Origin of the sequence: Thalassospira permensis NBRC 106175, assembly GCF_000714555.1 — a bacterium.
In the GTDB taxonomy this organism is placed as follows: domain Bacteria; phylum Pseudomonadota; class Alphaproteobacteria; order Rhodospirillales; family Thalassospiraceae; genus Thalassospira; species Thalassospira xiamenensis.
This window is the reverse complement of sequence record NZ_AUNC01000071.1, coordinates 85,715-103,802: the sequence shown is the minus strand read 5'-3', so window position 1 is coordinate 103,802 and position 18,088 is coordinate 85,715. Positions and strand designations below refer to the sequence as shown.

18 protein-coding genes and 1 tRNA gene are annotated in these 18,088 nt (G+C 51.4%); 6 read left to right on the top strand and 13 right to left on the bottom strand.

All coding sequences use genetic code 11. From position 1 onward, the window contains the following. The 4 genes from SMB34_RS19785 (at position 1) to SMB34_RS19770 (ending at position 3,264) form a co-directional block, all read left to right on the top strand. Entirely contained in the window at positions 1–687 is a 687-nt protein-coding gene (locus tag SMB34_RS19785; protein WP_007089556.1) for an HAD family hydrolase, read from the top strand. Between the two features lie 120 nt (positions 688–807). After that, on the top strand, positions 808–1,065 hold the full coding sequence (gene hfq / locus SMB34_RS19780; protein ID WP_007089557.1) for an RNA chaperone Hfq: 258 nt from the start codon (positions 808–810) through the stop codon (positions 1,063–1,065). A gap of 7 nt (positions 1,066–1,072) precedes the next feature. Further along, positions 1,073–2,404 (top strand): GTPase HflX, encoded by a 1,332-nt coding sequence (gene hflX / locus SMB34_RS19775; protein ID WP_051682440.1) that lies wholly within the window; start codon positions 1,073–1,075, stop codon positions 2,402–2,404. A gap of 38 nt (positions 2,405–2,442) precedes the next feature. Further along, positions 2,443–3,264: an inositol monophosphatase family protein gene (locus SMB34_RS19770; RefSeq protein WP_240478884.1), complete on the top strand. Its 822-nt coding sequence runs from the start codon at positions 2,443–2,445 to the stop codon at positions 3,262–3,264. 17 nt (positions 3,265–3,281) lie between these two features. Here the strand turns inward: SMB34_RS19770 and mazG are convergent, their stop codons facing one another. From mazG to ectA, 5 genes are all read right to left on the bottom strand, one after another. Next, complete coding sequence (gene mazG / locus SMB34_RS19765; protein ID WP_037992594.1) at positions 3,282–4,106, bottom strand: nucleoside triphosphate pyrophosphohydrolase; 825 nt, start codon at positions 4,104–4,106, stop codon at positions 3,282–3,284. 150 nt (positions 4,107–4,256) lie between these two features. Beyond that, entirely contained in the window at positions 4,257–5,756 is a 1,500-nt protein-coding gene (locus SMB34_RS19760) for an aspartate kinase (RefSeq protein WP_051682433.1), read from the bottom strand. Positions 5,757–5,842: 86 nt separating this feature from the next. After that, positions 5,843–6,244, bottom strand: a complete 402-nt coding sequence (locus tag SMB34_RS19755) for an ectoine synthase (RefSeq protein WP_007089562.1) — start codon at positions 6,242–6,244, stop codon at positions 5,843–5,845. A gap of 65 nt (positions 6,245–6,309) precedes the next feature. After that, on the bottom strand, positions 6,310–7,593 hold the full coding sequence (ectB, locus tag SMB34_RS19750) for a diaminobutyrate--2-oxoglutarate transaminase (protein WP_037992592.1): 1,284 nt from the start codon (positions 7,591–7,593) through the stop codon (positions 6,310–6,312). Between the two features lie 116 nt (positions 7,594–7,709). Continuing rightward, positions 7,710–8,258 carry a diaminobutyrate acetyltransferase gene (gene ectA / locus SMB34_RS19745; RefSeq protein WP_007089564.1) on the bottom strand — a complete coding sequence of 183 codons (549 nt, stop codon included), beginning with the start codon at positions 8,256–8,258 and terminating at the stop codon, positions 7,710–7,712. A gap of 209 nt (positions 8,259–8,467) precedes the next feature. Between ectA and SMB34_RS19740 the strand changes: the two genes are divergently transcribed. Continuing rightward, on the top strand, positions 8,468–9,079 hold the full coding sequence (locus SMB34_RS19740; protein WP_240478883.1) for a MarR family winged helix-turn-helix transcriptional regulator: 612 nt from the start codon (positions 8,468–8,470) through the stop codon (positions 9,077–9,079). Positions 9,080–9,317: 238 nt separating this feature from the next. Here SMB34_RS19740 and SMB34_RS19735 read toward each other — a convergent pair whose 3' ends face one another. From SMB34_RS19735 to SMB34_RS19700, 8 genes are all read right to left on the bottom strand, one after another. Next, the gene (locus SMB34_RS19735; protein WP_037992588.1) at positions 9,318–10,091 is read right to left on the bottom strand and encodes an MBL fold metallo-hydrolase; all 774 of its coding nucleotides are present in this window, start codon (positions 10,089–10,091) and stop codon (positions 9,318–9,320) included. After that, positions 10,088–10,906 (bottom strand): TatD family hydrolase, encoded by an 819-nt coding sequence (locus tag SMB34_RS19730; protein ID WP_037992587.1) that lies wholly within the window; start codon positions 10,904–10,906, stop codon positions 10,088–10,090. Before SMB34_RS19730 ends, SMB34_RS19735 begins: the two co-directional genes overlap by 4 nt. Beyond that, entirely contained in the window at positions 10,903–12,468 is a 1,566-nt protein-coding gene (gene metG / locus SMB34_RS19725; protein WP_037992649.1) for a methionine--tRNA ligase, read from the bottom strand. The genes SMB34_RS19730 and metG overlap by 4 nt, the downstream gene beginning before the upstream one ends. Before the next feature lie 86 nt (positions 12,469–12,554). Next, the gene (locus SMB34_RS19720; RefSeq protein WP_037992586.1) at positions 12,555–13,658 is read right to left on the bottom strand and encodes a DNA polymerase III subunit delta'; all 1,104 of its coding nucleotides are present in this window, start codon (positions 13,656–13,658) and stop codon (positions 12,555–12,557) included. Next, positions 13,658–14,317, bottom strand: coding sequence for a dTMP kinase (gene tmk / locus SMB34_RS19715; protein WP_037992585.1), 660 nt, complete (start codon positions 14,315–14,317; stop codon positions 13,658–13,660). The genes SMB34_RS19720 and tmk overlap by 1 nt, the downstream gene beginning before the upstream one ends. After that, complete coding sequence (locus SMB34_RS19710; protein WP_037992583.1) at positions 14,314–15,486, bottom strand: D-alanyl-D-alanine carboxypeptidase family protein; 1,173 nt, start codon at positions 15,484–15,486, stop codon at positions 14,314–14,316. Before SMB34_RS19710 ends, tmk begins: the two co-directional genes overlap by 4 nt. A gap of 123 nt (positions 15,487–15,609) precedes the next feature. Continuing rightward, the gene (locus SMB34_RS19705) at positions 15,610–16,680 is read right to left on the bottom strand and encodes a septal ring lytic transglycosylase RlpA family protein (protein ID WP_037992582.1); all 1,071 of its coding nucleotides are present in this window, start codon (positions 16,678–16,680) and stop codon (positions 15,610–15,612) included. A 51-nt stretch (positions 16,681–16,731) separates the two neighbouring features. Beyond that, the gene (locus SMB34_RS19700; protein ID WP_037992648.1) at positions 16,732–17,739 is read right to left on the bottom strand and encodes a lytic murein transglycosylase; all 1,008 of its coding nucleotides are present in this window, start codon (positions 17,737–17,739) and stop codon (positions 16,732–16,734) included. A gap of 259 nt (positions 17,740–17,998) precedes the next feature. On the opposite strand from SMB34_RS19700, the gene SMB34_RS19695 reads away from it, so the two are divergent. After that, positions 17,999–18,088 (top strand) — tRNA-Ser (locus SMB34_RS19695).

The window sequence follows — 18,088 nt, the reverse complement described above, 5'->3', positions numbered from 1 at the left end:
ATGTCAGAAAAAATGCTATTGCCGCCCAAAGCCGTTATTTTCGACTGGGACAACACGCTGGTCGATAGCTGGGAAACCATTCAGGCGGCTCTTAATCTGACATTTGATGATTTTGGCAAGGATCGGTGGGACCTTGCCGAGACAAAAACACGGGTCGCGCGTTCATTGCGGGACAGTTTCCCAACCCTTTTTGGCGACGACCGCTGGGAAGAAGCCAAAGATCGTTTCTATGCCCATTTCAAGGCGATACACTTGGAAACCCTTACGCCACTCGCGGGCGCGCATGATCTTTTGGGTGCGCTTCGTGATACTGGTGCCTATATGGGGGTGGTCAGCAACAAGAACGGTGATTTTCTGCGCTCGGAAGTTGACTATCTTGGTTGGGGGCATTTTTTCGGTGGTGTGGTCGGGGCTACAGATGCAAAAAAAGACAAACCGGCGGCTGATCCGGTGCATCTGGCGATGGGCGACTCTGCTGCGGCGCAATATGAGAATCTGTGGTTTGTGGGTGATAGCGTGGTCGATATTCAGTGCGCGCGCAATGTTGGTGCAACCGCGATACTGATCGGCGACGAAGTTACCGGCCACGGGGACACCACGAATTCCGCGAATCTTGGACCAGATTGGCATTTCCCCGATTGCGAAGCGCTTGTAAGGCTTGTAAAAAGCTTTGCGAAAGTCTTATAGTTCAATCAGGTCATAAAAATGGGGCCGGAGCCGTAATTGACAGAAAAGTCGTCGGTTCTGCATTTTCCTTGACCGCCCGAAACGATAAAAACGCTCATAAAAGAAGGCTAGGTCTAACCAATGGCGGAAAAATCACAAAATGTTCAGGACGTATTCCTGAATTATTGCCGTAAAAACAAAACGCCGGTTACCGTGTTTCTGGTCAACGGAGTCAAATTGCAGGGCATTATTACCTGGTTTGACAATTTCTCTGTTTTGCTGCGGCGCGATGCTCACACCCAGCTCGTTTACAAACACGCGATTTCGACGGTAATGCCGACGACACCGATTAAACTGTTTGATCCGAGCCAGCCTGCGACGGACGAAGAAAATAGCTGATGAATCTCTGACTGCGGGGGCTAACGGCGACGATGACAGCCCCCGGGTCCTCGTTTTCCATCCGGAACTGAAACGTGCGGATCAAGCTGGATCTTGGCGCGACGCATCGTCGCGACTGGAAGAAGCCGTCAGCCTGACCGGCGCACTGGATTTTGAAGTTGTGGGCGCAGAGGTTGTGCCCATAGCAAAGACACGTCCGGCCACCCTGTTTGGGACCGGTGTCGTTGAACGCCTTGGAAATCAGATCAAAGCCGAAGAAGCCGACATTGTCATGATCAATGGCCAGCTTTCCCCGATCCAGCAACGTAATCTGGAACGGGAATGGAAATGCAAGGTTATTGATCGGACCGGTCTTATTCTTGAAATCTTTGCTGATCGTGCGCGCACCCGTGAAGGGCGCCTGCAGGTTCAACTGGCGTTGCTGAGCTATCAAAAGTCCCGTCTGGTTCGCACATGGACGCACCTTGAACGCCAGCGTGGCGGTCGCGGGTTCCTTGCCGGTCCTGGGGAACGTCAGATCGAGATTGACCGTCGTTTGATTGGCGACAAGCTGGCCAAACTTCGCCGTGAGCTTGAGGAAGTCAAGCGGACACGCGAACTTCATCGCGAGGCACGTCGACGTGTTCCTTATCCGATTGTGGCACTTGTCGGCTATACCAACGCTGGCAAATCAACGCTGTTCAACCAGTTGACCGTTTCGGACGTCTTTGCCGAGGATATGCTGTTTGCAACCCTCGATCCGACCATGCGCGGTCTTGAACTGCCAAGTGGTCGCAAGGTGATCCTGTCCGATACTGTCGGATTTGTTTCAGACCTGCCGCACGATCTTGTGGCAGCGTTCAGGGCGACACTTGAAGAAGTTCTCGAAGCTGACTTGATCGTGCATGTGCGTGATGCCTCCTCCCACGAGGCGGAAGCCCAGAAGCTTGACGTGCTGGAAGTTCTAAAAGCGCTTGGTCTGCAAAAGGCAATTGACGGCGAAGAGCTGGTCGAGGCGCTGAACAAATGCGATCAGCTTGAAGGCGAAGATTTGACCGCTGTGCAGGAATATTCGGCACGTAATGCCAATACGATTGCAATATCAGCGATCAAAGGCACCAACTGTGATGCGTTGCTGGCTCTGATCGAGGATAGGCTGACCGAAGACATGCCTGTTTTCGAGCTGCTTGTCCCTTATTCGGATGGCAAGGCGTTGGCTCGGCTCTATGAACAGGGCGAAGTGCTAAAACGCATTGACGGTGAGGACGGCATTTCGGTGCAGGTCAGGATTGATGACAGTCGCGTCGGTCGTTTCGAAGATTGGTGCGCCAAATCCGGGTTTGATCTGCATTTGGTCTAGAATTGCCTGTTAGAACTCAGACTGGAAAGGAACAAGGTGTGCTTAGTGTCGATATGGATAAGGTGACTGAGATTATCCGCGAAGTATCGGCAAAAGAGATCGCACCGCGTTTTGGGCAGCTGGAAAAAGGCGACATCGATACCAAAACCCATGCAATGGATCTGGTAACGATTGCGGATACCGAGGCAGAACGTGTTCTGACAAAGAGGTTTTGCGATCTTTTGCCCGGCAGTGTCGCACTGGGTGAAGAGGCCGCGCATGCCGACCCGAAACTGCCGGAACGTGTGTTTGGTGAAGATGCCCCGATCTGGATCATCGATCCTGTAGACGGCACCAAAAACTTCGCCCACCACAAACAGCCGTTTCGCTGCATGGTTGCCCTTTATCACGGTGACGAAACTATTGCTGCGTGGATCGTTGACCCTATTGAGGGTTCGGCAACGGTCGCGGAAAAAGGGGCGGGGACGTATCATAATGCCGCCCCCGTCCGGGTTCGCTCAGACATTCAGGCAGCCAAAGATGCCAAGGGATTTCTGATCTCGTTCGCGCGTGATCGTATTCGCAAGCATTATGGTCATATCGATTTCTTTGACGAGATTGCCCACTATTCCTGTTGTGGGGCCGAATATCAGGAAATTGCCCGGGGACTTTTTGATTTCTGCGCCTATCGCAACCTGAAACCCTGGGATCATGCGCCCGGCACGTTGCTTGTGCGGGAGGCTGGTGGTGTTGCCAAATATATCACCGCTGACAGATCGAATGAATATCACGCCAATGGCAATGCGCCAGGTTTACTGTGTGCATCCTCACCTGAACTTTGGGCGGAAATGAACGAGTTATTGCTGCCTTTGTTCGAGTAGTTTTCGCTCTTTATCCTTCAACCGCTATTGCGCTCCGCCTGTTTGGCGGCATTCCAAAGCGCATCCATTTCTTCCAGATCGGATTGCCCTGCACTTCGCCCGTCGCGTGCCAATTCGTTTTCGATGAAATGAAAACGTCGTGTGAATTTGTGGTTTGCGCGACGCAAGGCAACTTCGGGATCAACACCCAGCTTGCGCGACAGGTTGGCCATGACGAACAGCATGTCACCGAGTTCGTCCTCAATCCGATCCTGATCAGGATTTTCAGTCAGTTCGGCCTGCAGCTCGCCGATTTCTTCATGCAGTTTATCAAAAACTTCATCCGTGGATGGCCAGTCAAACCCGACACGCGCAGCCCGTTTCGTCAGTTTCTCGGCTCGCATCAGCGCGGGCAGGGCGCCTGCCACACCGTCAAGGGCGCTATGGCGTTGCTGCCCTTTTGTTTCAGCCTTTTGCGCACGTTCTTCGGCCTTGATCTTTTCCCATGTCTGATTGACACCATCCGTGGTTATGGCATCACCATCGCCAAAGACATGCGGATGACGATCAATCATTTTCGAAACAATGCTGTTTGCGACATCTTCAAAGGTGAAATGGCCTTCTTCGGTGGCCATCTGCGAATGAAAAACGACCTGAAGCAACAGATCGCCAAGTTCCTCGCGCAGTTCGCTCATATCATTCTGGGCAATCGCATCGGCAACTTCATATGCCTCCTCGATTGTGTAGGGGGCGATGGTCGCAAAATTCTGTTCCAGGTCCCAAGGGCAGCCGCCATCTGGATCACGTAATCTGGCCATGACATCCAGTAATGCATTGATTGCCTTGCTGTTATGGTTCGCCATGTCCGTAATGTCCTGCTTATTCGTTGTGACTTGTTCATTCTGTCGTAACGCGACATACCCTGCATGGCAAGCTCGCGGAAAAGCAAGGCAAAACAAAACCCGCCAGAAGATGACTGGCGGGTTTCGATTTGTAATTGCCGCTTGATTTAATCAGGCTGCGGCACGTTCTTCGGGTTTGGCAGCGCTTTTATCGGCAGCTTTGCTATGCTTGCCTTCGACAAGCCCCCGATGCAACGCCTTGATTGCCTTGTTGAAGTCGCCTTCGGCAACCACGAACTGAAGATCAACACGGCGACTTGGATAGTGGCTGGCGACCAGTTCAATGCCGTCGGCATCAAGAATTCCAACCGCGCGGGCAAATAGGCCCGGCTGATCAATATTGGCACCGATCACAGAAACAATTGCAACCTTGCGGGTTTTCACACTCGCTTCGGGTTGTTTCTCTTCGATCTCATCCACACAGCGGCGGATTTGCTTAAGCGGTGCGGATACATAATGCGTGATCGTGTTTGCATTCAGGTTCTTGGTGACGGTTGGAACCTTGAAGCGTTTCAGGACACTCAGAATTGTTTCTTCACCGCCGGCAACACCAACCATGTCCTGATTGAACACTTCGATCTCGAATGCTGTCGGTACGCCAGTCACGATTTCGACACGGCTGTCATCCGGGTCCCAATGATCGTCAATGACGGTCCCCGGATGTTCCGGCTCAAACGTATTGGCAATACGAAGCGGGATATCATTCTGACGCAGCCCCTTTGCTGCGCGCGGATGAATGGCTTCCATGCCCATATTTGACAACTGATCGGCGACATCATAGCTGGTGCGACCAATCGGACGCACGGCATCCTCACCGACGATGCGAGGATCAGCACTCGACAGGTGGAATTCCTTGTGAATGATCGCTTCGCGGGCCTGTGTCAGGCAGGCGATACGCGAAAACGTTACTTCGCTGTATCCGCGACCATAGATGCTCATCAAACCTTCGCTGCACTGGGCATAGCCAGTGGCAATCGGAAGCTGTTTGGCGATGTCGATATCGGAAAATACCTTTTCGATACGGCCATCAAGCGTTGATGCTTCCGGCTCACGCCAGCCAGAAAGGTCGGCAAAAACAGCATTAACACCCTTGGCACGGAGCAACAGCATGGTGTTGTGGGCACTATGCGATTCACCAATCGCGCTAAGCATTTCGCGAACAGTCAGCAAATGCTTTTCAAGTTTGAAATGCCCAAAGCTGCACAGGCGATGCAGGTCCATCAGACAACTGCGCGTGCCTTCGATACGCTCTTGAACGAATGCATTTGCCAGCTTGAGCTCCGGCGCGTCGCCAAAGATTTCTTCGTTAATCGCACACATCTTTTCAGAAACCTTGGTCAGGGAATCGCCCCATGCCCAATCGGTTTCCGAACCCGCATAAAGCTGATAAACGCCGGCTTCACCGGTCTTTTTGTTTTCCAGCAGCATGTCAGTGAAACCGCCATAAGCCGAAACCACAAAAACGCGGTTATAAAGTTCTTCATCGCTAAGATTGCCGACAAGGATGTTGTCCATCACGGCATTGACCTGCGACATCGATGTTCCGCCGATCTTGTGAACGCTATGCCCAGCGTCCGTTTTTGCGACAGTCTTTTTCTGGGCTGAAAGCATGTTGCCTCCTTTGGGGGCGTTTCCTTGAAAAGTCTATTCATTCAAAGCTTGGGGCGGTCCATAATGGCCGCCCCAAAGCAAAAGCCCTAGCTGGCGAGTGCATCACCATCAAGCGGGTAAACCCCGTTTTCATCGTGGGTTTCGCGCCCGTTAAGCGGCGGGTTAAACGCACAGGCAACCACCATATCCTCAGTGCCACCACGCAGATAATGACGATCGTGCTTATTGAGTATGTAAACTGTGCCAGGCACGATCTTGTATTTCTTGCCGTCCGCGATGGTTTCGACTTCGCCATTACCAGAAATGCAATAGACGGTCTCGAAATGGTTGGCGTAGCAAATTTCGGTCTCGGTGCCGGCATAGATCGTGGTGATGTGGAACGAGAAACCCATGCCATCATCAGCAAGCGACAGACGAGTGCTTTCCCAGTTATCGGCGACGATACGGCGACCGGATGCTTCACATTCTTTCAGTGTACGAACAATCATGTATAACTCTTTGATTTAATTTGAACCGTGGGGCAGGGCGACACCTTGATGTCGCCCAGATAAAATCATTCAGCAGCAGCCTTTGGTGCAACAATTTCCTTGTCCATTGCCTTGGCGGTCGCCATTTCCAAAATATCAAGGCCGTGGGCCAGATCTTCTTTGGAAATGATCAAGGGCACCAGGCATTTGACGACTTCGTCTTCCGGGCCACTGGTTTCGATAACCAGATTGTGCGCGAAACATTCCTTGGTAACCTTGGATGCGACCTCGCCACTTTCAAAGCAGATACCCTGCATCAAGCCGCGACCTTTGCGATAGATTTTCCCATCGCCATAGCGTTCGGCAATCTGTTCAAGGCGCTTGCCAAGGAAGTCGGCCTTGTCTCGGATATCGCTAGCGAACTTGTCATCCGACCAGAAATGATCAAGTGCAGCCGCCGCCGTCACAAATGCATGGTTATTGCCGCGGAACGTGCCATTGTGTTCACCCGGATGCCATACATCATATTCCGGTTTGATTAGAACAACCGCCAGCGGCAAACCATAAGCCGAAAGCGATTTAGACAGCGTCACCATATCGGGCTTGATCCCGGCTGGCTCAAAGCTGAAGAAGGTGCCTGTTCGGCCACAACCCGCCTGAATATCATCAACGAGCAGCAGGATATCGTGCTTACGGCAGACCTGTTCCAGCTTTCTCAGCCAGTCAAAATCAGCAGCGTTCAGCCCACCTTCGCCCTGAACGGTTTCAACGATGATGGCAGCGGGCAGGGCGATACCACTTGAATTGTCGCCCAGAACACGGTCCAGATATTCAGTCGTGTCGGCACCGTCACCCATGTAACCATCGAAGGGGACCGCCACGGCATTATCAAGAGATACCCCGGCAGCACCACGATGATGCTCGTTACCAGTAATTGCCAGTGCACCAAGTGTTACACCGTGGAAACCATTGGTGAATGAAATCACGGTTTCGCGTCCTTTTACACGGCGCGCAAGCTTAAGGGCCGCCTCAACCGCGTTGGTACCGGTTGGGCCGGTAAACTGGATTTTATAATCCATGTTGCGTGGTTTCAGCACTTTGCTTTCCATCGCATTCAGGAAAGCAGCCTTGGCCTTGGTGTGCATATCCAAGCCATGAGTAATGCCGTTCGATTTGATATAATCGATCAGTTTTTCCTGCAACACAGGGTGATTATGGCCATAGTTAAGGCTGCCTGCACCAGCAAGGAAGTCGAGATAACGTTTGCCATCGGTATCGGTCAGCCAAGCACCTTCCGCTTTTTCAAAGGTAACAGGAAAGGAGCGAGCATAGCTCTGGACTTCCGATTCAAGACGATCAAATACAGTCATAATTCCCTCTTTTGATTGGGAAAATAAAAAAATGGTCCTGTCATAGCAAACGTCCGGGCAGGCCGGTTTGTTCCAACTAAATGACAGCAGAAAGCAGGAAAATGATGATCTGGCGATCAGGCTGCTACGCGCGCAACGTCCTCACGCTCGAACGGGCCGATCTGCCAAAGTATTTCACTTGCGGATGCGCCATCGAAATGCGTTTCGCGTTCGAACAGGACCTTGCGTTTGACCTCGGTCTCCAGTTCGCGTGCGACGGAACGGAAAACACCCTGTGACGGTGCATTCGACGACGTGATGGTCGTCTGCAGCTCGGTCACGTCATGGCAAATCGGGCGATCAAGGATTTCAAGAATCATGGACTTCGCAAGCTTCAGGCCGCGCGCCTTTGGTGAAACGGCAACCTGCCAGATAAACAGACGTTCCGGATTTTCCGGAACAATGTAGCCGGAAACGAACCCTACGGGCTCGCCGTTAAGTTCTGCGATCACGCAGGTATCTGCGAAATGCGAACATTGCAAAAGGTTGCAATAAACAGAATTTTCGTCCAGCGGCTTGCATTCAGCAATCAATTCATTGACTGCTGCACCGTCTGTGGCCTTGGGTTTCCGGATCATCAAATTGGCTTTACGGCCGTTATTGCCGTTTGTGGTGGCAATTTTCATCGGTTTATCTGCTCTATTATTTCGATACACGATCTTTCATGTCGTGATAAATATATAGAATATCGATGCAAAAAGGTCAACATTCGCTCTGTGACGAAATCGTGATACCTCTCAAAGTATTGATATTATTTGATATTTTGTTTTTAGTGGATTCACTTGTTTTATGGGGAAATCAAAGCAACTTGCATAGATAATTCAACAGCTTTCGATTGAAATATATTTCGATCATCTATGTAAAGCGTCCGGAAAACGTTGCAGAATATCAGTTTTATAGGGTATTAGTTGGTCAAATCAGAACAACAAATTCCGGAAATTGCAGCATGGACAAGTTGCACGAAGCGCTCATTTCAATTCGACGCATTTTACGTGCCAGCGACATTCACGCCAAAAAGCTTGGAAAAGTCACCGGCCTCAAGACATCGCAACTTATTGTCCTCCAGTCTCTTGAAGAATTCGGGGAAATGACCGTTGGGGAAATCGCTGGGAAGGTCAATCTTGCCCAGGCTTCCGCAACTGCGCTTGTTGATAGGCTTCAGGCGATGAACCTCGTGATGCGTGCGCGCGGAAATACAGACAAACGAAAGGTCTTTGTGCAATTGACCGAGCATGGTCGAAATGTTCTGGGTCGTGCACCGATGGCACTTCATGATCGGTTCTCTGATAAGTTCAAGGCGCTTGACGAGTGGGAGCAAAGCTTCCTCATCGCAGCCCTTCAGCGTGTTTCCGGTATGATGGACGCCAGCGACTATGACGTCGCACCACTACTTGATCATGAGGTAATCGTAGAGAAGGGTGGTGAACCACCCAGATCCGCTCATTGATTGGTCTGAAGCCAAGAGAGGTTCGCGTACGAAAATACAGACGACAGGCGCAAAAGGAAAAGCTTGGAATGTGTCGTGATGATAGTCGAGCAGAAATTTAACAACGCCGATCATGAAAAATATTATGTTTTATAACAACAGCTTGATTGAACTTTTTCATTAAACAGATAACGTTTAATTTGTCATAATATATATTATAGAACTTTTGATATAGGAGAGCGAGTAACCTTTCCGACCTTCAATCCAGATCAATAACCAGCCCATCATACGCTGGCGCGACGTGATCCGGCGTATCTGCCATTGCTTCATCGTAATCAAAAAGAATGCTCATATGCGTGAAGTAAGTTTGTTTGGGTTTGAATTCCTCAACCCACTGTAACACTTTTTCAAGATGTGCGTGCGTTGCATGCGGTTTATGACGAAGGCAATCAACAACCCAGACATCCAGCCCGTAAAGATGTTCTCGAGATTCTTCCGGGAAATTGACCACGTCCGTTGAATAGGCAAATTTCCCAACTTTGAAGCCAAGTGTTTCACCGTAACCGTGATCCTGATGGAAAACGGTTATCGGAACCCCTGCCGCTTCAAACGGCCCGGATATCACATGCGGGATCAGCACAGGTTTGTAATAAAAGTCTGTGCCGTTGGCCAATGGTTCAAACACATAGGCAAAACGATGATCAATGTCGGAGATGGTTTCGGCAGACGCGTATATATCGATCGGTCGATGCATCGCGACATTGATCCAGCGAAGCTCATCTATGCCATGGACATGATCAGCATGTGCATGTGTGAACAGCACCGCATCAACATGATTGATGTCATGGCGCAATGCCTGTTCACGAAAATCCGGTGTCACATCGACAAGGATTTTTTTACCTGCCTGCTCGATCAGGATTGAACTTCTCAGACGACGGTTTTTCGGATTTTTCGGATTGCACTTTCCCCATCCCAAGCCAACGGATGGGACACCGTTTGATGATCCGCAGCCCAGAATGGTGATTTTTGTCACTGTTCGCCCGCCTCCGGGGACAGAAGATTCTTGCGATCAGCTTTCTTGAATAGTGTGAAGAAATTATCGCTGGTTATCCGGGCTATTTCATGAACATCAACGCCCTTGATCTGAGCAAGTTTTGCCGCTGTATGTGCGACATAGCTTGGTTCGTTTGGTTTACCGCGCTTCGGGACTGGTGCCAGATATGGCGCATCGGTTTCCACAAGCAAACGGTCAAGCGGAACATCAGCGACCGCTACCTGAATTTCTTTTGCGGAATTGAAGGTAATAATCCCGGAGCACGAGATATAAAAACCAATCTTCAAGGCGCGTTGCGCCAGCGTCGCCGAACTTGAAAAGCAATGAATGACACCAGTAAACGGCCCCTTTTCATATTCCTCTTCAAGGATATCCATCGTGTCGTCGTCTGCGTCACGTGTGTGGACAATCAATGGCAGACCGGTTTCGCGACATGCGGCAATATGGGCGCGAAAGCTTTGGCGCTGTGCTTCGCGGGGGGCATGATCGTAATAATAATCAAGGCCGCTTTCGCCGATACCGATAATCTTCGGATCGGATGCCATTTCGATCAGGCGATCAGGTGATGAAAGCCCCTCCTCGCCCGCCTCGTGCGGATGGACACCGACCGTGCAGTAAATGTGGTCAGCTTTGGCAGCGACGGCGCGAACATTTTCGAAAGTCGAAAGCTTGACGCCGATACTGACCATCATACCGACACCAGCATTCCGGGCACGTTCAATTGTGCCCGGAAGGTCTTCGGAAAACTGGGGATAATCCAGATGGCAGTGGCTGTCGACAAGTGCGACATTCATGCCTTCTCTCCTTCGTCTTCGGCTTCGACATAGCGCGGGAATACGCCTTCCGGCTTTGGCAGTTTGGTGCCTGCGACCAGGGCGTGATCGGCGCCAAGCTGTTCAAATCCGCGCTGATCGGTCGGCAGAACAAGCTGATCAAGGATTTTGGCAGCTGATGCGGGCATCAGCGGCTGCACGAGAATACCGACATGACGAATGACTTCGGCCAGGACATACAGGACAGTTTCCATGCGCGCCGGGTCGGTCTTCTTCAAGCCCCAAGGAGCCATTTCATCAACGTAGCGGTTCGCGTCACCAACCAATTCCCAAATTGCTTCGATGCCTTTATGAAATGCCTGTGCATCAAATAGCGGACGAACGGTATCAAGCATGCCATAGGCCTTGCCAAGGATGGCCTTATCAGACTCGGTAAAGTCGCCTACGGTCGGGATAGAAGCGTTGCAATTCTTGTGGATCATCGAAAGGACGCGCTGGCACATATTGCCAAGATCGTTGGCCAGCTCGCTATTCATGCGGTTGACCATCGAACGATGCGAGAAGTCACCGTCGTTGCCGAAAGGAACTTCGCGCAGCAGGAAATAACGTGTCTGATCCAAACCATACCGATCTGTCAGGTCGTAGGGATCAATCACATTGCCCAGCGATTTAGAGATTTTCTGCCCCTCATTGGTCCACCAGCCATGCGCAAAGACCCGTTTCGGCGGCGTGATCCCGGCCGCCAAAAGGAATGCAGGCCAATAAACAGCATGGAACCTAAGGATATCCTTGCCAACCATATGCAAATCCGCAGGCCAGAACTTTTCAAGTTTCGCCGGATCCGCATCCGGATAACCGATCGCGGTCAGATAGTTGGTCAACGCGTCAAGCCAGACATACATGACATGATCTTCGTCGCCCGGCACCGGAACGCCCCATTTAAAGCTGGTCCGCGATACCGACAAATCATGCATGCCACCCTTTACAAAGCTGATCACCTCGTTACGGCGTGACTGTGGCGCAATGAAATCGGGATTGTCGTCATAGAATTTCAGCAAGCGATCGCCCCAGGCGGACAGCTTGAAGAAATAGCTGGGCTCGGAAACCCACTCGACGGGGGCACCGGTTGGAGCAACCTTTTCCCCATCCTTTTCAATCAGTTCCTTTTCGCCGTAGAACGCCTCATCGCGAACGGAATACCAACCGTCATAAGAGCCAAGATAAATTTCGCCCTTTTCAAGCAATGTATTCCAGAGTGCCTGACAGGCTTTTTTGTGGCGTTCTTCGGTCGTGCGAATGAAATCGTCATTTGAATAATTCATATGAACGGCAAGATCGCGGAAATTCTGCGAGACCTGATCGGTAAAGGTTTGCGGATCGATCCCCTTGGCCGCAGCCGATTTGTCGACCTTCTGGCCATGTTCATCGGTTCCGGTCAGGAACATCACGTCATAACCGTCCAGGCGCTTGAAGCGGGCCAGAACGTCGCAGGCAAGCGTGGTATAGGCATGTCCTATATGCGGCTTGTCATTAACATAATAGATCGGTGTTGTGATGTAATAGGGCTGTTTGTGCCCGGTCATGATCGCAAATCCTTCGCGCAAGTCGTGAAACAAAACGGCCCGAAATGGGCCGTTATGGTCATAATTCCGGTTGATTGGTGCTTTTTTCAGTTTCGCATGGTTTCTTCAAGCATGAAGAACGCATTGAGTAGAGCCTGTTTGCGATCAAGATGCAAACCACGCGTGGCACTCATCAGTTCGCTGATCTTTTCCCACACCTCAATCCATTGATCAAGCGGTTGCGCAGCGGCCATGCGCTGCATCGCGGGCAATTCCCCCGTAATCACTTCGCGCGGCGCCTGCCCCGTTGCCGCAAAGCGTATCAGACGACCGAGCCACCAATGCAGGAGGTCCGTCACCGTGGCAAAGGCGGCATCACGATCCGCCGGGGAAAACCGTTCGGCAAATTTATGCTGTGCCAGCACGTCCGCATCCGGCAATGCCGCGAGCAAACGAACCATTTCGGTATAAAACTCAAGCCCGCCAACATCGTGCAGTTGCAATGCCCGGCCAATACTGCCTTCTGCCAGACCAGACAACGCATCCCGGTCATCAAGATCAAGGTCCGGGCAATAGCGCCCCAGAAGATCGATCACCTGATGGTCTTCAAGAACACCAAGATTAAGACGGCGACAGCGCGATCGGATCGTCGGCAAAAGCTTGCCGGGTTGATGCGCAACCAGGATCATCATTGCGTTCGCAGGCGGCTCTTCAAGAACCTTGAGAATCGCATTGGCCGCGTTCCGGTTCAATTCATCGGCAGCATCGACAATGACAATCCGCCAGCCGCCTTCGGCAGCGGTTTTTGACATGAAATTGCCAACCGTACGAACGCTATCAACGGTAATTTCCCCCTGCAGACGCTTTTTCTTTTCGTCATACTGGCGTTCAATAACCTTGAGATCGCCATGCCCACCCCCTGCAATGCGACGGAAAACAGGGTTTTCAGGATCAACATGTAATCCTTCGGGAGCATCTCCAAACAACCCGCCGCCCTGTTCATTACCACCAGAAAGAACGAAACGCGCCATACGATAGGCGAGTGTTGCCTTGCCGACCCCGCGGGGGCCGCATAACAACCATGCATGATGCATGCGTTTACTGTTCCAAGCGTCCAGAATGGTCTTTTCAGCGTCGTCATGACCTACGAAATGGCCATTGCGGCGGGGCGTTGGGAAAGTACCGTTTTCTTCCTGATCATCAACAGCCATTATCCGATCCCCTGTGCGGATAACCTGGAAGAAACCGCCGAAATCATGCGTTCGGAAACGGTATCGATGTCACTGTCGGCGTCGATAATTTTACAGCGTTCCGGATTTTCACGGGCAATATCGATAAAGCCCTGTCTAAGCCGTTGATGGAAATCTGATCCCATACGCTCAAAGCGGTCTTCTGCCGCACTAACATTGGCAAATCTAGCCCCCGCCCGTCTCAGACCGACATCAACCGGTAGATCAAAAATCAGTGTCAGATCAGGTTTGAAATCGCCAATCGCGACGTGCCAAAGATTGCGGATATATTCTGCGCCAAGACCATGACCATATCCCTGATAGGCGACTGAGGAATCGGCAAAGCGATCACATAGCACAACCTTGCCTTCGCCAAGTGCAGGGAGAATGGTGCGTTCAACATGGTCGCGACGCGATGCAAACATCAGCAAAGCCTCCGTCACGGCATCCCAACGTCCCGTGTCCCCGGTGAGCAAAAGATTTCTGATTTCCTCAGCTCCCGGTGAACCACCGGGTTCTCGGGTTACGACAACGGCGCGTCCGCGCTGACTGAACCAGTTCTCAAGCCGACGTATCTGGGTTGTTTTGCCACTGCCTTCACCACCTTCAAAGCTGATGAATAAACCGGGCACCGCACTCACCCGTTTGCTCCCCAAAGCAGGTATTTGATTGCAGCACCGATGCGACCAATAAAGCCAAGGCGATCAACTTCGGTTGCAGCGTAAAGCGGGAATTCATGCGGCTCTCCGCCTGGAAGTTCGACCTTAAGCGTTGCAACCTGCTGTCCCGCAGCAATTGGAGCCGGAATTGGGCCTTCGTAAACGACCGAAACTTTCATGTCGTCACGATTGGTGCGCGGCAGAGTCAAAAGAATGTCCTGATCGGTGACCAGATCGACTTTTGCTTCAGAACCAAGCCAGACGTTGGCTGAGCTTACAACTTCGCCTGAATCAAACAGGTCGTAATTGTCAAATTCACGGAAGCCCCAATCGAGCAATTTTTGGGACTCTGTTCGGCGTTCACGTACGGAACCCAGACCATTCACCACAAGAATAAGGCGTCGACCATCACGTTCTGCTGTCGCTGTCAGGCCATAGCCAGCCGTTTCAGTGTGACCGGTTTTCATGCCATCCACGCCGGCACTGGTGCCCAAAAGCGGATTCCTGTTTGGCTGGCGAATACCGTTATACGTGAATTCCTTGACGGCATAGAGCTTATAAAGCTCGGGAAAATTCCGGATGGTGTCGCGTGCAAGAATAGCCAGATCGTGCACCGTGACCAGATGGCTTGCATCTGGCCAGCCGGTTGCGTTTTTAAACACGGATTTTGTCATACCGATTTTGCGGGCTTCGGCAGTCATTTCTTCAGCAAAGGCTTCTTCGGTTCCAGCCAGTCCTTCGGCGACGACAATGGCGGCATCATTTCCCGATTGAACAATAATGCCATGCAGCAAATCGTTGACCGAAACATCGGAGTTTACCTCGACGAACATTTTCGATCCGCCCTTGCGCCACGCTTTCTCGCTAACATGAAACGTGTCATCAAGCGATACGCTGCCACTTTTGATGCGATCAAACAGCATATGAACTGTCATCATTTTGGTCATTGATGCCGGTTCGGTAAGCGCGTCACCATTCTTGTCAAGCAAGACCGTACCGGTGTCGTAATCCATCAGATAGGCTTCGCGTGCAGTTGTTTCGAGTGCCTGCACACTGGTCAGGGATATCGCCATGGCCGAGCCGAATATTGCGGCCCCGGCCACTACCCGGTTCAGTTTTGTCTTGAACGGAATTGGCGGCATCAAACTCATAACGTCCTAACCTTATTCTTTAAATTCAAAAATCGTACCGCCGTTGCTGCGGCGGACAAAGATCGGTCTCTATGTCGCAAATCCGGCAAAATTGTGCAACCGCTTCGACTTTTCGACAAATTCCTAGCAACCTGAAACGCTGCTTTGCAAAGCGCCATCGGCGCATTCGACGACAACTTTTGCACCATTTTGCCCCGTGGCAATGACCCGCTCGAGCAAAATGTCAGCTTCCGGAACGGTATTTAACGGTCCAAGGCGAACGCGGTAAAAGGTGGTTCCCTTTACGTCGACCGGCTCTATTTTGCTTGGTGCCATGTCATACAGGCGGTTCCGAAGGTTAAGGGCATTGTCATAAACAGAAAACGCACCCGCCTGCACATAGATTGAAGACGGTGAAACAGGCTCAACCCTGACGACTGCACCCTCATCAACCGTACCGTCAAGTGCGGTTTGCTCAACAGATTGTGTGGTTGCTCTCTTCTCAACTGGCGGCGTTAACCGGATGGTCGACTTTGTTGGTTCCCCGCTGTCCGTGATCGGCCCGTCATTATCAAGCTGAACCGTCTCCACCGTATCGCGGGGGGCTGCGGAAACAGTCTGCTGTTCTGCGACTGTCACAGCAGGCGCAGCCTTACCCTGCGCAATTGCAGCCATCTGCCGGCTTTCATCTTCGATCACTTCAACCAGAACCTTGGCCGTTCCTTTTTGCTCGAAGCCAAGAAGCTGGGCGGCGCGGCGTGACATATCAATGATACGGCTATGCGCAAACGGTCCGCGATCGTTGATGCGCACCTTAAGCGAGCGTCCGTTTTCAAGATTGGTCACACGCACAACACTTGGCATTGGAAGTGTACGGTGGGCTGCAGATACCTCGTACTGGTCAAAGATTTCGCCATTCGCGGTCTTCTTGCCATGGAATTTCGGGCCATACCAGGACGCAATACCGGTTTCCTTGTACTCGTAATCGGCCGCCGGGTAATACCATTGCCCTGCTATCTCGTAAGGATTGCCAATTTTGTAAGAGCCAACTTGCACTGGTGCCTGCTGTTGGGAGCCTCCAATACGTTTGACGCCATGGACAGCAAGTTGCGTTTCAGCACAACCGGCCAATAAAACGGTCATGGCAAGTGCACCAGCAGCCCAACGGCCTTTGTTCCAGCCCTGTACAAGCGCCTTGCGCGCGTTTCTCGGCATTCAGTTGTCCCCGTCCAGATATTGAACCTGTATTTGATAAATCCAGAATAATTAGCGACCCGCAATCGCATCAGCAAGTGTGCCAACTGCAATTGCAAAATAGGTAGATCGGTTCCAATGCATAATGGTGTGGAAATTGTTATAAACCATATAAGCAGGTCCGACACCGTCATTTACAATGACAATTGCGGCTTCCATATCGGCTGATGGCAGGCTGGAACCGTCGGGCATCCGCACACCAAGCTTCTGCCATTCGCTGATCGGTTTGCGAATTTCGCGCCCTGTCATTGATTTATCAAGATTTTCGGGAATGCTGACCTTGCGGCCCCAGCGTTCATCCGTTTTCCAGCCAACGGTCGACAGATAATTCGCAGCAGAGGCAAACACGTCTTCCTTGGCGCCCCAAAGATCAATCTTTCCATCGCCATTTCCATCGCGCGCATAATTCAGGAAGGTAGAGGGCATAAATTGCGCCTGCCCCATGGCACCGGCCCAGGACCCTTCCATCTTTTCAGCCGCGATATGTCCTGCATCAATGATTTTAAGCGCATTGATCAGTTCAGTGCGGAAATATTCTGCGCGCCGACCTTCAAATGCCAGGGTTGCGAGCGAGTCAACAACCGAATATCCACCAGTATGACGTCCAAACCCGGTTTCAATTCCCCAGAACGCCGTCAGGTAATGCCCCGGAACACCGTATTTCTTGGTAGCAGCATCAATGACGGTACGGTTCTCGGCATATTTGCGGCGTCCCTCGTCTATTCGAGACTGCGGGACCACACGCTGTAAATACTGTTCGAAGGTCAGTTTGAATTCCGGCTGGCTGCGATCATACTCGATAACTTTCGGGATCGGCTGTGTGTTTGCAAAGGCAACATCCAATGTAGATTGGGAAATGCCCTTTGACGCGGCATCCTTTTTGAAATCAGCCAGCCACACATCAAAACCCTCGGTCGTAAAGGCCGGTAATTCATCGGTATTGGTTTGAGCAAGAACAGGTGAAGCCGTCACGAGCATGCCAATAATTGACGCTAAAGTCCCGATGGTCCGATAATTCATTTTGCTCGCCTCGTGCCGGTTCAATTTAAAATTCCCAATCAGTTTGAAAGGGGATCCTGTCATCTTTGTATCTGCACTCATTTTGTGCGCTTCATAATGCTGATACCGTCTTACACGTTAAGACTTGTTAAATGTCTCGAGCATGCCTGAACGTAAATTACCCCCCTAAGAAATTTAACAAAGCCGGCACTGGCATATTGACAGGTGCATCCCGGCAATTTATTGAGAGCGCGCAGGGCGATAACCGCCACCACAATGCGGAGAGATGGCAGAGTGGTTGAATGCACCGGTCTTGAAAACCGGCGTGCCTTTACGGGTACCCAGGGTTCGAATCCCTGTCTCTCCGCCA

What these genes read in the sequence shown, in the direction of transcription:
- SMB34_RS19785 (WP_007089556.1), top strand. Translation starts at nt 1, where the DNA reads ATGTCAGAAAAAATGCTATTGCCGCCCAAAGCCGTTATTTTCGACTGG.
- hfq (WP_007089557.1), top strand. Translation starts at nt 808, where the DNA reads ATGGCGGAAAAATCACAAAATGTTCAGGACGTATTCCTGAATTATTGC.
- mazG (WP_037992594.1), bottom strand. Translation starts at nt 4,106, where the DNA reads ATGGCGAACCATAACAGCAAGGCAATCAATGCATTACTGGATGTCATG.
- SMB34_RS19760 (WP_051682433.1), bottom strand. Translation starts at nt 5,756, where the DNA reads ATGCTTTCAGCCCAGAAAAAGACTGTCGCAAAAACGGACGCTGGGCAT.
- SMB34_RS19755 (WP_007089562.1), bottom strand. Translation starts at nt 6,244, where the DNA reads ATGATTGTTCGTACACTGAAAGAATGTGAAGCATCCGGTCGCCGTATC.
- ectB (WP_037992592.1), bottom strand. Translation starts at nt 7,593, where the DNA reads ATGACTGTATTTGATCGTCTTGAATCGGAAGTCCAGAGCTATGCTCGC.
- ectA (WP_007089564.1), bottom strand. Translation starts at nt 8,258, where the DNA reads ATGAAAATTGCCACCACAAACGGCAATAACGGCCGTAAAGCCAATTTG.
- SMB34_RS19730 (WP_037992587.1), bottom strand. Translation starts at nt 10,906, where the DNA reads ATGAATGTCGCACTTGTCGACAGCCACTGCCATCTGGATTATCCCCAG.
- metG (WP_037992649.1), bottom strand. Translation starts at nt 12,468, where the DNA reads ATGACCGGGCACAAACAGCCCTATTACATCACAACACCGATCTATTAT.
- SMB34_RS19720 (WP_037992586.1), bottom strand. Translation starts at nt 13,658, where the DNA reads ATGGCTGTTGATGATCAGGAAGAAAACGGTACTTTCCCAACGCCCCGC.
- SMB34_RS19710 (WP_037992583.1), bottom strand. Translation starts at nt 15,486, where the DNA reads ATGAGTTTGATGCCGCCAATTCCGTTCAAGACAAAACTGAACCGGGTA.
- SMB34_RS19705 (WP_037992582.1), bottom strand. Translation starts at nt 16,680, where the DNA reads ATGCCGAGAAACGCGCGCAAGGCGCTTGTACAGGGCTGGAACAAAGGC.
- SMB34_RS19700 (WP_037992648.1), bottom strand. Translation starts at nt 17,739, where the DNA reads ATGAATTATCGGACCATCGGGACTTTAGCGTCAATTATTGGCATGCTC.